12 protein-coding genes are annotated in these 16,472 nt (G+C 40.3%); all 12 read left to right on the plus strand.

The features are described from left to right. Nucleotides 1–26: 26 nt before the first annotated feature. The 12 genes from FD725_RS11740 (at nucleotide 27) to FD725_RS11795 (ending at nucleotide 16,441) form a co-directional block, all read left to right on the plus strand. Complete coding sequence (locus FD725_RS11740) at nucleotides 27–1,256, plus strand: NAD(P)/FAD-dependent oxidoreductase (RefSeq protein WP_179048313.1); 1,230 nt, start codon at nucleotides 27–29, stop codon at nucleotides 1,254–1,256. Nucleotides 1,257–2,003: 747 nt separating this feature from the next. Then, nucleotides 2,004–3,218, plus strand: coding sequence for a glycosyltransferase family 4 protein (locus FD725_RS11745; protein ID WP_179048314.1), 1,215 nt, complete (start codon nucleotides 2,004–2,006; stop codon nucleotides 3,216–3,218). A 73-nt stretch (nucleotides 3,219–3,291) separates the two neighbouring features. Beyond that, the gene (locus tag FD725_RS11750; RefSeq protein ID WP_179051507.1) at nucleotides 3,292–4,482 is read left to right on the plus strand and encodes a glycosyltransferase family 4 protein; all 1,191 of its coding nucleotides are present in this window, start codon (nucleotides 3,292–3,294) and stop codon (nucleotides 4,480–4,482) included. A 224-nt stretch (nucleotides 4,483–4,706) separates the two neighbouring features. Then, nucleotides 4,707–6,890 (plus strand): polysaccharide biosynthesis tyrosine autokinase, encoded by a 2,184-nt coding sequence (locus FD725_RS11755; protein ID WP_179048315.1) that lies wholly within the window; start codon nucleotides 4,707–4,709, stop codon nucleotides 6,888–6,890. A 2-nt stretch (nucleotides 6,891–6,892) separates the two neighbouring features. Next, on the plus strand, nucleotides 6,893–8,335 hold the full coding sequence (locus FD725_RS11760) for an O-antigen ligase (RefSeq protein ID WP_179048316.1): 1,443 nt from the start codon (nucleotides 6,893–6,895) through the stop codon (nucleotides 8,333–8,335). A gap of 25 nt (nucleotides 8,336–8,360) precedes the next feature. Then, nucleotides 8,361–9,545: an acyltransferase gene (locus FD725_RS11765; RefSeq protein WP_179048317.1), complete on the plus strand. Its 1,185-nt coding sequence runs from the start codon at nucleotides 8,361–8,363 to the stop codon at nucleotides 9,543–9,545. A gap of 47 nt (nucleotides 9,546–9,592) precedes the next feature. Beyond that, on the plus strand, nucleotides 9,593–10,669 hold the full coding sequence (locus FD725_RS11770; RefSeq protein ID WP_179048318.1) for an acyltransferase: 1,077 nt from the start codon (nucleotides 9,593–9,595) through the stop codon (nucleotides 10,667–10,669). Nucleotides 10,670–10,718: 49 nt separating this feature from the next. Further along, a complete protein-coding gene (locus FD725_RS11775; protein ID WP_179048319.1) occupies nucleotides 10,719–11,795 on the plus strand; it encodes an acyltransferase in 1,077 nt (358 codons plus the stop codon). 36 nt (nucleotides 11,796–11,831) lie between these two features. Continuing rightward, nucleotides 11,832–13,001 (plus strand): glycosyltransferase, encoded by a 1,170-nt coding sequence (locus FD725_RS11780; RefSeq protein WP_179048320.1) that lies wholly within the window; start codon nucleotides 11,832–11,834, stop codon nucleotides 12,999–13,001. 40 nt (nucleotides 13,002–13,041) lie between these two features. Next, nucleotides 13,042–13,998 carry a glycosyltransferase family 2 protein gene (locus FD725_RS11785; RefSeq protein ID WP_179048321.1) on the plus strand — a complete coding sequence of 319 codons (957 nt, stop codon included), beginning with the start codon at nucleotides 13,042–13,044 and terminating at the stop codon, nucleotides 13,996–13,998. Between the two features lie 146 nt (nucleotides 13,999–14,144). Then, a complete protein-coding gene (locus tag FD725_RS11790) occupies nucleotides 14,145–15,104 on the plus strand; it encodes a glycosyltransferase family A protein (RefSeq protein ID WP_179048322.1) in 960 nt (319 codons plus the stop codon). Nucleotides 15,105–15,166: 62 nt separating this feature from the next. After that, nucleotides 15,167–16,441 (plus strand): lipopolysaccharide biosynthesis protein, encoded by a 1,275-nt coding sequence (locus tag FD725_RS11795; RefSeq protein WP_179048323.1) that lies wholly within the window; start codon nucleotides 15,167–15,169, stop codon nucleotides 16,439–16,441. The last annotated feature ends 31 nt before the right edge of the window (nucleotides 16,442–16,472 follow it).

A 16,472-nucleotide genomic window follows, 5' to 3' on the forward strand; every position in this document is an offset into this window, starting at 1 on the left:
GTGATGTAAAAGAGAAAGATCGAAAATTGCTACCTTTAAAAATTGTTGTAATCGGTGGTGGGGCGGCGGGATTCTTTGGGGCGATCGCTTGTGCTAGACTCAACCCTGAAGCTGAGGTGACGTTAATTGAAGCTAGTCATCAACTACTAGGGAAGGTTCGCATCTCTGGTGGTGGGCGCTGTAATGTGACTCATGCTTGCTTTGATGCTAATGAGTTAGTCCAAAATTACCCTAGAGGTGGTAAAGCTTTACGGGGTGCTTTCAGTCGCTTTCAAGCTCAAGATACTGTAGCTTGGTTTGCAGCCCAAGGAGTACTACTGAAAACTGAAGCTGATGGGCGGATGTTTCCCACTACAGACAACTCTGAAACTATTGTCAATTGTTTGATGGATGCAGCCCAAGCGGCGGCGGTGGAGATTTGGACGAAAGCACCTGTTGTCTCAGTTAAACATTCCCCAAATCATCAGTTTGAGATTGTTTTGAAGTCGGGAGAGGTGAAAAAATGCGATCGCCTACTCCTAGCTACAGGTAGTAGTCTTGTAGGGTATAAACTTGCCCAAGCGTTAGGACATCACATTGAACCGCCAGTGCCATCACTATTTACATTTAATATTGTGGAAGCGAAGTTACGCGCATTAGCTGGTATTAGTGTCAACCCTGTGCGTTTACGATTGTATAGTGGAGAAAAATCTTCACTAGAACAAATAGGGCCATTGTTAATTACTCATTGGGGTTTGAGTGGCCCGGCTGTACTCAAGCTTTCGGCCTGGGGTGCAAGACTCCTGCATGATCAACATTATCAAGCCACTTTATTAATTAATTGGTTGCCTGATCTCTCCCCAGAAGAGGTTAAGCAAAAAATCTTAGGGGTGAAAAATGAATGGGGAAAACGAGCGATCGCCCTTCATCGTGGCGTTGATTTACCTCATCGTCTGTGGCAGTATATCATCAATCGTGCAGGTATTAACCCAGATGACCGTTGGGCAGGACTGTCGAATAAGACTCTCAATCTGCTTATACAAGAACTAACTCAAGGAAAATACGCAGTTAACGGTAAAGGCGTATTTAAAGAGGAGTTTGTCACTTGTGGTGGTGTCAATCTCAAAGAAGTAAATTTCCCCACAATGGAAAGTAAGCTAGTTCCCGGACTTTACTTCGCTGGCGAAATTTTGGATATTGACGGTGTAACCGGTGGCTTTAACTTCCAGAGTGCGTGGACAACAGCTTATCTAGCTGGTACGGCGATGGGGAGTTAGAGGGAGTGGGGGATGAGGGGATGGGGAGATGGGGGGAAAGAACCTATACAAGTATTTTCCCCTTGTCCCCTTGTCCCCCTATTCCCCTATCCCGTGTCACCTGTCACCTATCCCCTGTCTCCTATTAGCATAAATTCCTACAAAACCCCTGATAGCTTAAAGGTAAGTATAAATTCTGTTGATGAGATTTAAGTAAGTCAAAAACATGATGTCTCTAACCTTTAATTTGCAATGCTTTGGGATGTGGCGATCGCTATTTTCTTCTTGTGCTGTTAATATCAGGCTAAATTCAGGCAAGTATAGTTACTCAAGTAATTTCTCTGAAGTATTTATAGATTTAGTTATTAAAAGATACCTGTACTTAAGCAGTTTTGCTATCATACCCAATTGCATAAAAGCAATATGTATACAACAACAAGCAATACGGATAGTATTCTCTAGAAATATGTATACTTAGTGAAGTTATTGTGAAGTTGATTTAAGCTTGTTTGATAAATTTGTATCCTGCATGGTTTATGGCTAATAGTTCGCAAAAATCACAGGATTTTTCAAAGTAAGATCCTTTAAACAATGTAAAAGTTTTGTAAAGTGTTGAATGATTCGGTGACTTTTGCGCATAGAGATACTACTATGTAGCTGTGTGCTTAAGTAATATAGTTCAATAGAATACAAGTACTTTCTAAGTGTTTTCCCTAATTGGCAAGACAGTGTTTCTTGCTGTGTGAAGTTCTAGCTAGGGTATAGGTAATGCGTAAACCAGTTCTTACAATCTTTTACCAGTTTAATCCCTGGTATACCTCTATAGGAGGGATTCAGACACTAATCAACACATTTATTAAATATGCTCCCAGCGAGTTTGATTTGCGGCTTGTAGGAACGGCGAGAGATTCTAGTCAAGCTCTGGGTAAATGGCAACAAGCAGAATTTGCAGGTAGAGAAATTAACTTTTTGCCCATACTGAAAATAGAAGATGACAATGTTAGAGGCTTAGTACCTACAACAGTTAAATACACAGCAGCTTTACTCGGACGTTCTCTAGCCTCAGATTTTATGCACTTTCATCGCCTTGAGCCGAGTTTGGCAGCGATGAATTGGCAGGGAGAGAAAACAATATTCATTCATAACGATATCCATACACAAATGCAGACTGTGGCTGATCAAAAAGCTATATTGTGGCGTAGGTTTCCAGCTGCTTACTTTGCTTTGGAGAGTTTGTTAATCCGTCAGTTTAACCAGATACTGTCTTGTAATACCGATGCTGCCGAATTTTACCGCCAGCGTTATCCCCAATTACAAGATCGTGTGGAATTCATCAAAAACTCCTTTGATAACGAAGTTTTCTATCCTTGGAGTCAGTCGCAACGAGAAGCTAATAGGCGAGAATTGGCGTTGCAGATGGGTTTGGTGGAGGAAACAAGTTTTCTCTTATTTGCTGGTAGACTGCATCCCCAAAAAGATCCGCTTTTGCTGGTGCGTGCTTTTGCTGCTTTAAACCAACCGCACACTCACCTATTAATCGCCGGGAGTGGCGAACTAGCAAATCCACTGCGTCAGGAAATCGAGCAACTGGGATTATCCAGTCAAGTAACAATGTTGGGTGCATTAAACCAAAAAGAATTAGCTAGGTTGCATCGACTCAGTAGCGCTTTTGTTCTCAGTAGTGCTTACGAAGGTTTACCCCTAGTGGTATTAGAAGCCCTGGCTAGTGGTACACCAGTAGTCACAACTAGATGTGGGGAAACGCCAAAATTACTGAGTCCAGATAGCGGCGTAGTTTGTGAGCAAAGGACACCAGAATGTATTGCAGATGCCTTACGTCAGGTACTGTTAAATCCCCAAAATTATCCCAGCGAGTCGTGTGTACGGACTGCCCAACCTTTTGCAGCCCGGACTGTAATTAGAGATGTGTACGGCGATATGTTAAATCGCTGGGAATTAAAAGAGTTCTCAGTAGTCGGCTGATGAACAGGCAGAGTCAAGTTGCAAATGATGTCAATTAGTGTGTTTCCCGGTTAATCAATACAACATTATGACTATGAAAATTGCTGTGATTGGTGCAAAAGGTCTTCCCCCGAAACAAGGTGGAATTGAACATTACTGCGCCGAAGTCTACCCCCGGATAGTTGCACAAGGTCACACTGTTGATCTATATGCTCGTTCCACATATACAGATAGTGCTTGGTTAGAAAGTTATGACTTTCAAGGCGTGACAGTGAAATCTTTACCAGGTTTAGATTTCAAAGGCGCAGACGCATTTGTCACCTCTGCGTTGGGAGCGATCGCTTCAACACTAGCCAGATATGATATCGTACACTTTCACGCTCTGGGGCCTTCTTTATTTACTTTTTTACCCAGCATTGCCAACTCTGCCAAAGTCGTAGTTACTTGTCAGGGACTAGATTGGCAACGTGCTAAATGGGGTAGTTTTTCCACTCGCTTGATTCAAACAGGAGAAAAGGCAGCAGTCCGGTTTGCCGATGGCATTATCGTTGTTTCTGATGCTCTAAAAAGCTATTTTGCCCAAACCTACGGTAGAGATACAGTCTATATTCCCAATGCTCCCGCCAGTTATGGCGAATCAGACCCAAACTTCAGCTATGGTAAAAAACTGGGTCTAGAGCGAGGGCGCTACATGATATTTGTGGGCAGAATCGTTCCCGAAAAGCGCCCCGACTTATTGATTGAAGCCTTCTCTAAACTACAACCACCAGGATGGAAACTAGTTCTAGCTGGAGGTGTTAGTGATACTCAATCATATACTGGGCAACTGTTAGCACAAGTTGCGAATAATCCCAATATCATCTTTGCTGGTGAACTGCGCGGTACTCGTCTATGGGAACTGGTAAGAGGTGCAGGAATGTTTGTTTTACCCTCTGATTTGGAGGGATTACCTCTAGCGATGTTAGAGGCCATGCAAGAAGCTGTCCCAGTCGTAGCTAGCGATATTCTGCCCCATCAACAACTGATTAATGGTGGGATGGGAACCCTATTTACAGCTGGTAATGTGGACTCTTTGGTTAGTTCTCTTGATTGGGCAATTCATCACCCAGGACAAATTGCTGCAATGGCTAAAAATGCTCAGAAGAATGTGCAAGTAAACTACAGTTGGGAGCATATAACTGCGGAAAACTTAAAACTGTACAATACACTCCTCAACACACCTCAACCTATAGGTAGATCACAGGCTGAAGAGATTAGTCTGGCTAGAGTTGGTAGTAAGAAATAGGGAATAGTCATTAGTCATTAGTCAAGAGTCAAGAGTCAAGAGTCAATACTCTTATACTCATCACTCCCTCACTCTTTGCTCAGGACTCAGGACTCAGGACTCAGCACTCCCTCTTATCCGGTATCAGCAATCATTGTTGTTTCAATCATTGTATGATACCGATTAGTAAAATTTCTTGGCTAACTAGTCTCTATAAGTTTCCTGAAGAAACTAAGGTATACGTAATGGGAAAAGGCATTTCAACCTTATTAGCAGTCTTGCGGCGGAGAGGTTTTCCAGCTCTGACTACTTTCGCTGCTGTCATTGGGGCATCATTTGCCTATTTATCAGTTACACCAAGTTTGTATGAAACATCAGCAAGGCTGATATTAGATGACAAACAAGCGAGTGTATCTGAATTGGGACGTGATTTAACACAGGTAACGAATACAGGTGTGGGACGTAACCCCTTGGCAGACCAAGCAGAATTAATTAAATCGCAAACAGTTTTGCAACTGGCAACCTCTAAGCTAAATGCTCAGTCTAAAGATGGTGCAACTGGAGATAAACTATCACCTGGAAGTATTAGTTCTAGGTTAAAAGTAGTCATAGTCCCAGCGACCAACATCTTAGAGTTGCGTTATCAAAGTCCCAATCCAAATCAAGCTGCTGCGGTTGTCAATGCCCTTTCTCAGGCGGTAGTTGAGGAAAACATTAAAACCATTAGTACTGAAGCTACCAAAGTTAGACAGTTTTTGGAACGCAAAGTCCCAGAAGCACGCCAAAGACTACTGAATGCAGAGTCAGCAGAAACCAGATATAGACAGCAAAGTGGTGTGGTTTCTGTAGATGACCAAACTAAGAGTTTAGTTGGTAGCCTAGCTGAATTAGAAAATCAAGAACGTATTCTAGCAGCGCAACTGCAAGAAACGCGATCGCGTGATGCTTCTCTACGCCAAATCACCGCCGCAAAAAACATCCCTAATGCTTATTCATCTGTGCGAGAGGGTCAAGACGAACAACTCAAGGTGTTACGCACCAAGTTAGCGGATGTGGAAACTAAACTCATCGAAGCACGGGTGAAATTTGAAGATGCTCATCCTACTGTCAGGGATTTACTCGGACAAAGGGATGAGCTACGTGCTTTATATGCAGAGCAAACAGCTAGAGTGGGATCTGGCAATTCTACAACTAGTTCTGGCGATGTTGCCAATGACCAGATTAGTCAGAAACTCATCTCGGATTTAATCGCTAACGATGTTGAACGCTTGGCTGTGCAAAATCGGCTCAATGCTATCCAGAAGATGCGCGCTAATATTCAGTCTCGTTTAGCACTATTACCCATCAGACAGCAACCCCTAACTGTACTCACTCGTCAGCGAGAAGAAGCTTCTGAGTCATTAAAGTTTCTTCAAGGCAAGTTAGAAGAAGCCAGGATTACTGAGGCACAAAAAGTTAGCAACATCCGTATTATTGAAAGTGCTGATGTGCCAGAGTTACCTGCATCTCCTAAACGGAGCGTTGTTTTAGTCCTGGCTACCTTCTTTGGCGGTATCCTGGCGATCGGTTTGGTGTTGCTACTAGAAGTCCTAGACAACACACTGCGCGATGCTTCCGAAGCTGAGGAGTTACTCCAATTGCCCCTGTTAGGAGTCCTACCTCGTCTGCCAGGTACTAAACTAAGTCTAGAACCAGCCGAACAATTTCTAGATGACCTAACTTTAGTTGAACCTTACCGGATGCTGTTGAAGAACCTAGAGTTCCGCAGTACAGATAATATCCGAGTCATAGTGGTCAGCAGTCCCCTGTCGGGAGAAGGTAAATCAGTCGTTGTCTCTCACTTGGCGGCTGTCTCAGCGATGTTATATCGACGGACGTTGATTATCGATGCAGATTTGCGTAAGCCAGTACAACACACCTTGTTTAACATCCCTTCCAGACCAGGAATTACGGAGGTGATTAACGGCACAAGAAATCTACTGGGTGCAGTACAGCCAACAAATATAGATAATCTGGATGTCTTAACTTGTGGTGAATTGCGTGGTAGACCTTCCCAGATACTAGAATCACCGACAATGAAATCGTTAGTGGCAGAAGCAGCCGAACACTACGATTTAGTCATTATCGATACACCACCTTTAAGCGCCTGCGCTGATGCTTCCACTCTCAGTCAATTGAGTGATGGGGTGATCCTAACCACACGTCCCGGTTTTACGCTCAAGGAAGTACTACAACGTGCGGTATCCGAACTAACCCAAAACCGCATACCAGTTTTAGGCGTAATTGTCAATGGTATGACGAGTGATACTGAAAAATATTACCGTTATCCAGTGGAAGATTACCAATCCAAGTTACCTAAACCTTTGAGACGGTTCACTGCGTTAGGCAGTAGTAGCAAAAATTCGGCTGATAATTCGAGGTCGAAGTAAAAATGTTAACAAACAAAAGCTCTAGCAGTTCCGCTCGTCTAACTTTCTGGTTGGGATTGGTTGGTTTGCCTATCGGCATAGTCGCAGGGTTTTTGGCTGGTGCTAGTCCGCTATTACTGTGTTTGGCGCTGATTGTCGGTGCGGCTTTACTGTGGTTTTTTACTAGTTTTGAGCAAGCCGTGATTGGGTTGCTGATCCTGCGTAGTTCTCTCGATCTTTTTTCTGGATTACAACTACCATCGGCCTTTGCCATCGGCATCAACGCGCTGACAATACTATACGTAGTGGTGGCACTGCTGACAGGTAAAGCGGTGCATACAGATAAGTTTTGGTGGTTTTTCGTGGGCTGGGTAATGATGCAAAGCCTGTGGGTAATTCTTCTACCTTTGGGCGGCTTGGGCATGGGAGCAGCCTTCTTACCCAGTGCCATTAAGGTATGGATGCGTTATTTTTCTTGGTTGATGATCTATCTGTTGGTGATGCAGTTAAAAGACCGTGTCCCACCAGAAAAATTGGTTTCTTTGTTGCTGCTGTCTTTGGTAGCGCCCATTAGTGTGGCATTGATGCAGATATTTTTACCAGCATCGATATTGCCATCTTTATTAACAGCTCAAGCTAAGGCCGGGAGCAATGTATCGGGAACTTTGGGTTTTCCCAATGGCTTGGGCATTTTTTTGACAATGTTTATTGCTTTGATTTGGTGGAAGTTAAGCACCTCGCAAAAGCGTTTACCTTGGATGATTTTACTCGGTTTGGTGTCCTTTGTATTTGTGAGAACGGGATATTTCACGGGTATCGGCGCAGTGTTCTTACTGATACTATTTATCAACTCTACGAAAATCACCCCAATTAGAGTTATCGGTGTAGTGCTGTTTTGTTCTGCTTTTGTCTATATGTTTGGCAGTACAGAATTTGGACAACAACGACTGACAGAAATTTATCAAACTCCCCTACTCAATCCCAATATTGACATATCACGGGCAATTATCTTGTCCTATGGAGATGGCAATAGCTTTAACTGGCGGTTGGCGCATTGGAATTATCTGATTGAAGCTTGGAAGCAGTTTCCCATACTGGGCTACGGTTTAGATTCTAGTCCAGTGTTGGGTATTAAAGATTTTCGGACGGGTAGTGGTTTTGCACCCCATAACGATTACCTGAGATTTCTGGTAGAGCAGGGAATTGTTGGTTTGCTGGGGTTTGTGCTTTTTTTAACTGTTCAAGGTGTACATCTTGTCAATCTCTTGAGAAGTTCACCACCAAAAAGCGATCGCCGGAATTTATGTCTTCTGTTGTTGGCATTATTTGTGGCTAATCTCGCCAGTATGCTGAGTAGCAATATTGTTGATGCTACCACGTTCTTTTTATATTGGTGGACTTTGGTGGCGATCGCTGGTTGGGGAAACGAGTATTGGCAAACACATCGATTAACACAATCTGCTTAGTGCAGCGATGAGGATGAAAATAGCAATGAATCGTGGGTTAACTCAGCCAAAAAATCAGCAAAGACTAGTAGGGATTGACTTATTTAGAGGCATAGCAGCCTATGCTGTCGTCTTGATTCATGCTGGAACTTTAATGCTTTACTCTGGCTTTCCTTCTGATGGCTGGACAGCAGTCTTAATGGAAATGAGCCGATTTGCTGTGCCTTTTTTCCTCGCCTCATCGTTTTATTTGATGACTAAAAAGCTATATGTCAATGAACACCAATCTTCTGTTACTTCTATCTTTAAATCTCGTTCAGAGAGATTACTAGTTCCTTATTTTCTCTGGAGTCTGATTTATTTATCTTTGCGGGTTTTGAAAACTGTCAGTGAGTCGGGAAATATTAGTAACTTATTTCAAGATCCAGCTTTACTAATTTTCCTCGGTGGTGCTTCCATTCATCTTTACTTTTTACCTCTGCTATTTACAGGTAGTTTTTTAATCATTGTTGCTGAATTTTTAGTTCGTCACCGGATTAGGTTGATCACACTAATAGCTTTGTCTGTCATGAGTATTGTCATCTATGAGTTACAAATAATATCAGGTAATGATTTCCAATTCTTTGCTAAATTTGGCGCTGATTGTTTAGCAGAACTTAATGCTTGTTCAGTTGCCTGGCAAAGTGTTGAGAAAGCCTTATTTCCTGATAACAACGATAACCAAATATTGAGGTTAGTGTTAGTGGCGATCGCCTGGTTAATTAAATGTTTACCTTATGTTTTACTGGCGATGATTATGAATCACCCAGCTATCAAAAAGAGAATCACCAACTTTCATCAAAAACAAGCCCTATATTGCTTAATATCTGCAATACTGATTTCGACTTTATGGTTAATGAATTTATTTAAAATATTTTATTTTCCTCAATCCATATACGAAATAGGTACGGCTTTTTCTTTATTGCTGTGTGGTTTAGCTTTATCCAATAAAGTTTCGCAATCATCTTATATTGCAAACTTGGGCATATCTTCTTTCGGTATATATCTGATCCATTATTTAGTATTGACAATATATATAACCGTAATCACTAAATTAGCACCCAAATTCATGGTCATAACACCGATGATTACCATACTACTAATAACTACAGTGGGATTTTTTACTAGCTGGATAATAGTGTCTAATTTGATGAAATACAAAACAATTTCTAAAACGTTATTTAGTGCCTAAACTCAAGATGATGTTGATTCGGCTTTTTGGTAGAGGAGGTTTTTAGCATGAGTCATAGCACTCTTTCCCATCAAAGTACTGTTTTCAAAACTCAATTATCCCAATATTTATATTTTATTCGCGGTGTTGCTATAGCTTTTGTCGTTATTGGCCACGTCATTGGTTACAACATCGCCTATGGAATGCGGCAAATATATAATTCTGATCTCTCTTTTTTAGGCTGGATATGTGATTTAATTAATACGTTTCATATGCCTACCTTCTTTATAGCATCTGGGATTGCCTTTACTGCTTTTAGCAATAAAAATATAAGTTACAAAAAGTTTTTTACCTCTAAATTTCAAAAGTTACTCATACCCTTGATTGTCTGGTGTCCACCTTATTTCATTCTCCAGTCTTTATCTAAAGCAAAACCTTTCTCTGTGACTGATGTAATTACCGCAGTCATCTTTCCCTATGAGATATTTTGGTTTTTACACGTGCTGATTTTCACAACTCTATTTGCTTTTCTCTATTTTAAAAACTTTAAATCAATCATAGGCTATTCATTATTATCAGTCGGTTTATTTATCGCTAGTACATTGCTCAATAATCCAGAGATTCAAAAATACTTTTTCTGGAATCTTTTCTACATATTTGGTGTTTTGATTACGGGTTATCTACCTAAACTAGAAACATTCATGGCTAAGAATGGTCATGTATTCACAAATATAGTTATTCCTGGTTTATGCCTAGCGATGATGGTGATTTGTGAATATTTTCTTCCCAAGGATGCCAGAATTGACTATCTGCGAATGATTAACGGCATAGTTGGTTTTATATTGCTGTATTTTATCTCTATGCAGTTAATTAACCGCGTCGAAAAGCAAGCGAATAACAACCTCTTACATAAATTTATTCAATGCTGTCAATATTTGGGTGCAGTAAGTATAGCCATCTACCTATTTCATGGCTACTTTACAGGCTTCTCCAAAGCTATCTTATTAAAATTCCTAGGATTACCGCATCCAAGTTTGTACTTTGTTGTTGTTTCTTTCATGGGAATCACAGGCCCGTTATTAATGTATGAGATTTTGAAAAGTAGAAGTAAACCATTCCTATTTTCCATAGGAGCAGCTAAGTAAAATTCAGTCCTTCCCATCTCCCTAGTATTGATCAAATCAGGAAAAATCTATGAATCAAAGTTCTCAATCTAGACAAAAGCTTTATAGCCTCCAAGCATTACGGGGTTTGGCAGCAGTCTTAGTAGTATTAGCTCATTGTGATCTCATATTTAACCAAAATTATGGTAAAGATTTTTGGTTTAAAATTTTCAACTTTGGTGGCTCTGGTGTAGACTTTTTCTTCGTTTTAAGTGGATTTATTATCTTATATATTCATCAGCGTGAGATTGGTAATCCCGCGAAAGTCAACACCTTCTTAATCAAGAGATTTTTGAGAATATATCCTATATACTGGGTATTTCTCGGTTTAAAAATGCTAGCTTCTTTTGTATTTGCTTACAATCCAGAGACAACCGAGCGCAGTTTTCTAGAAATCATCAAAGCCATCACTCTCTTTCCTCAAAACAGAAGTATTTTATCTACTAGTTTCTTGGGGGTGAGTTGGACATTAAGCTTTGAAATTATGTTTTACATAATTTTTGCTTTACTGATTGGTGTTTCTAGCAAAATCGCTTACCCAATTATTGCTGTTTGGCTATTAGGTGTGTTTGGTAATTTTGTCGGCATCATTGATCTACCAAGAGGCAACATCATCCTCAATTTTGTTTTCAGTGAGTATAATTTAGAATTTGCGCTTGGTTGTTTGGCTGCTTATTTATTTATGCAGCACAAAATTAAATGGGCAATGCCTTTAATTTTGGTGGGATTATTTTTATACGCATTTGCGGCAGTCAATTACTATTACCAAATATTGCCTATATCACCAGTAATCAAATTTGGTATTCCTTCCATGTTGTTGGTGCTGGGTTTTGCATCCTTAGAAAGAGCGAGGAATATTAATGTTCCTGGGGTACTTTCATATCTAGGTGATGCTTCCTATTCGATTTATCTGGCACATGGATTTGCTATCAACAACATCAGTAAAGTTGTAGAGAAGATTTATCCAGATGTGACGCAGAACATTCTGATTTTAAATTCTGTGGGAATCTTGATTGCAGTGCTATCAATTATATTTGGCTGTTTAGTTCATTCCCTGATTGAGAAGCAGTTGATGTTTAGCTTTAAACCGAAATCTGCCAATGCTTAATTAGTCAATGAATGCTTTTGATAACAACAGATAAAAATGGCACAGCAAGTAATTGACTCTACTAACAACAACCATTTAACAGCACCAAAGCAAAAACGTTACCGAGTGGTGTTGCTGCATCCTAGTGCAGGTGTGAATTGGAGTGGTGGTTCGGAGATTTTTGCTATAGAATTAGCACGGCGCTTGAGTGGATATTTTGATGTAGAACTTTTGAGTGGTGCGCCTTGTGGTGATTTTTCCCAGCCATCTGGGGGTATCCCTCGGACTCATGCTTTTGAATTTGTGCGAAATCCGTTAATTTCTGGATTTGTGCATAAGTTTATGAGTCATCCAGAAATAGTTATAGAACACGTCAGTAATTTTTTACCTTGTACTATTCGCCTATTAACTAAGCCTGTTGATTTGATATTTCCTTGCAATGATTATGGCGGGATGGCAGTAGGCGCTGTGGTCAGATTTTTTAAAGGTACACCAATACTATTTACCGAACACGTGGGTTTGATGGGGGGTGGCAAATCATTATCCCGGAATTTGCGCTTTCATCCTAATCAATTAGTAGTTTTCTCAGAAAAAATAGCCGCATTTGCCCGTAATTTAGCCCCGCAACAGAATATTGTTATCATTCCCAACGGTGTAGATGTAGACAAGTTTACTCCAATAGGCAACCAGATCGATTTTGGTTTACCAAAACCTGTGGTTCTCTGTGTCGCCTCCCTGAAGCGCAATAGCCACAAGCGCATCGAATTAGCTATGCAGGCGATCGCCAAATTACCCCACGCCAGTTTACTATTATGTGGTGATGGTATTGACCGTGATTATTTCCAAGCTAAAGGTGATGAGTTACTAGGAAAGCAGCGTTTTCAAATTCAAAGCTTCCCCTATGAACGAATGCCAGAAGTTTACCGCAGTGCGGATGTATTTACCCTACCTTCGATTGACGAGCCATTTGGACTTGCTTATGTCGAAGCAATGGCTAGTGGTTTACCAGTAGTTGCCACCGATGATGAAATGCGGCGAGAGATTGTCGCTGATGCTGGTATGGTATGTGATGTAACGAATTTGGAGATTTATGCTCAAGCCCTAGAGCAGGTTCTTAACCAAGATTTAAAAATGCGATCGCGGCAAAATGCTTTACGGTTTAGTTGGGAAGCGATCGCCCTAAAATATCGTGATTTAATTTTAGCAACTATTGAAAAACAGCGTTGATTTACTTTAACTAACTTATTAAATTGAGGAGCCAAAAATTATGCCCAAAGTTTCTGTAGTGATTCCCGCTTATAATGCGATGGCTTATCTGCCAACAACGCTAGATACGCTGTTTCAACAAACCTTCACTGATTTTGAAGTCCTGATAATTAATGATGGTAGTACAGACAATATCATCGAGTGGATTTCTCAATTGGCAGACTTACGCATCCGGTTAATTACACAAGAAAATCAAGGTTTAACAGGCGCACATAATACTGGTGTGATTCATGCTCAAGGGGAGTATATCGCCTTCTTAGATGCTGATGATTTGTGGGAACCAACTAAACTGGAAAAACAAGTCGCTTGTTTAGATAAAAATCCCGAAGTGGGACTAGTAGATACCTGGGTGATGTTAATAGATGAAAATGGCACATCAACCGGTACTGTTTTAAAAACTAATGGTGAAGGCAATATCTGGAAACAGATTATCCAATGTACTACAGTTGTTTGTGGTAGTTCTCCTTTAGTTCGCAGTGTTTGTTTTCAACAAGTGGGATTATTTGATCCTGCAATGGGTGGTTCATCAGACTGGGATATGTGGATTCGCATTGCTGCTCGTTATGCTTTTGCCTTAGTCAAAGAACCATTAACTCTCTATCGCCAACATCGTAGTAGTATGTCAAAAAACTGCGAAAGAGTGTTTAGAGAAAACCAAGCCGTCATCGAAAAAACATTTAAATCTGTACCAGCAGAATTGCAATACTTAAAGCAACATACCTATGCTCTAGTTTATTTATATTTAGCATGGAGAGCTTTAGATAACAGAAATTACGAACAAGCCATTTATTATCGTCAACAAGCTCATACCTGTGATCCAAAAGTGATTTACTCTCGTTCTGGAATAGCGCAAAAATTTGCCATTGTCGTCACCCGTTTCTTTGGTAATTCGGGATTAGATGGAGTCCGCAACATCAGCCGAAATTTACGCCGCACTCTCCTAGCTTTAATGCCTTAATCTTAAAAATATAGGACTCATATTTGATTTTTAACAACTCAATACATTTCTACTCTCTCTCTACTTCCTTCTTCCCTATTGCCTATTGCCTATTGCCTCTCTACTTCCTTCTTCCCCATTCCAGTGTAAATAAATAAGTGTGTTCTATGCCGAAAGTAACTGTTGTCATCCCTTCCTATAATGGAATGAAATATCTCCCCGCCACGGTGGAGAGTGTCTTACAACAAACCTTTAGAGATATCGAAATCTTAATTATTAATGATGGTAGTACCGACAATATCATTGAATGGGCTACACAAATTACAGACCCACGAGTTAGACTAATTTCTCAAGAAAATCAAGGCTTATCAGGAGCGCGAAATACTGGCATTATTAACGCAGCAGGAGAATATATCGCCTTCATTGATGCTGATGATTTGTGGCTACCGACTAAGTTAGAAAAACAAGTACAATGCTTAGATAATTCACCCCAAGCTGGGCTAGCTTATACATGGACAGCTTGGACTGATGAAACAGGTAAACCCACAGGTGTAGTAGTCGCTTCCCATGTAGAAGGTGATGTTTGGGAACAGATGGTTGTCAATGACAAAATATCTAACGGTAGTTCAGCAATGGTACGCCGTGTTTGCTTTGACAAAGTAGGACTATTTGATAGAGAATTAACTAGTTCTGAAGACCGTGATATGTGGATTAGATTAGCAGCACATTATCACTTTGCCGTAGTCAAAGAACCATTAACACTCTATCGCCGCCACTCACAAAGTATGAGTAAAAATCGTCCCAAGATGTTGAAAAATATCCGGCGAGTGTTTGAAAAAACCTTTGAATCTGTACCAACGGAATTACTATACTTAAGAAACCGTAGCTACGCTTGGATCTTTCTTTATACAGCGTGGACTTGTATGGACGAAAAGAATTACCAAGAAGCAATCAAATTTCGTCAACAAGCAATTTTACATTACCCACAAATCTTTTTTACATCATACTGCCTACGTTTGAGCCTAGCCGTATTGATTATGCAATTGTTAGGTACTCAAGGTTATGATAACTTGCGATCGCTCACTCGCCATCTCCGCCGCTTAGTTTTGGGTGTTGCTGCTTCCTAATTCCTCTAGCAACACAAAAAATCTGATTATTTCTGTCACCTAGCAATATCAGCCTCATCATAATGCTCATCAACAAGCTAAAACCATTATTATCTGGTCAATTTATTCGTAACGTTAGTTGGCTAGGCACAGCAGAATTAATCAATCGGATTTTTCGCTTAGGCACAACTATCACTTTATCTCGAATGTTTAGCTCCCAAGATTATGGAGCAATGGCGATAATTTACACTATATTTGAATTCGCAAATGTTTTCACTTTGCGGGGTGGAATTGGTGCGAAGATTATTCAAGCTGATGAACAGGATATCAAAACTATATGTAATACATCCTTCTGGTTAAACCTAATTCTCTGTGGTTCTGTATTCTGTTTTCAGTGTGCAGTAGCTTTTCCCATCGCCCAATTTTATAATAACCAACAGTTAATTTTACCCATTTGTGCTTTATCTGTTGTCTATCTCATATACCCCATGTATATGGTGAATGCTGCCATAATTGAGCGCAATAATAATCTGAAAGTTACAGCAATATGTAACGCAACTCAAGCATTTGTTGGTAATGCTGTGACAGTGATTCTAGCTGTGATGGGGCTGGGGGTTTGGGCTATAGTTTTGTCAATGGTTTTATCAACTCCGGTGTGGGTAATTATTACTTGGAAAAATAGCTCTTGGCGACCTCCTAAATCATTTTCCCTAGATAAATGGCGGGAAGTAATGAATTTTGGTAAAAATATCCTTGCCGTTGAATTTTTAAATAGAATTAGAAACAATTTAGATTATTTATTAGTGGGTAAATTCCTCGGTACAGAACAGCTAGGAATTTACTTTTTCGCTTTCAATGCCGGTTCTGGTATCAGCATGAATGTGATTAATACTTTTATGTCTGCTTTATTCCCCCATATCTGTGCCGTGAGAGAAAATTTGGCAGAATTCAAAGCCAGATATTTAAGTAGCCTAAAAAAGGTTATGTCTATTGTGCTACTGATTATCATGGCACAATCAATTCTCGCCCCTATATATGTCCCGGCTGTGTTTGGTCAGAGATGGAAAGTAGCTGTACCCATATTAATGTTAATTTGTTTATCGGTGATACCCAGAGCTTTCGGCTGGGCAAATGCACTGCTACTAAATGCTGTAGATAAAACCCATATCAACTTACGCATTAATTTTTTGTTCACCATGTTCTTTGCAGCAACAATACTGTTTACAGTCAAATGGGGAATATTTTGGGTAGCTGTTGGCGTTGTGGTATCTCATGCTTTATTTATCCCTGTTTCAGCCATCTGGACTTATAGATATGTTTTCCATAATCGTATCAATGCTTTAAGCAAAGTTAATTAAACAGCAAAATTTTCTTTTGTATATCTGTACT

The sequence above is a fragment of the Nostoc sp. TCL26-01 genome, from assembly GCF_013393945.1.
Lineage (GTDB): Bacteria > Cyanobacteriota > Cyanobacteriia > Cyanobacteriales > Nostocaceae > Trichormus.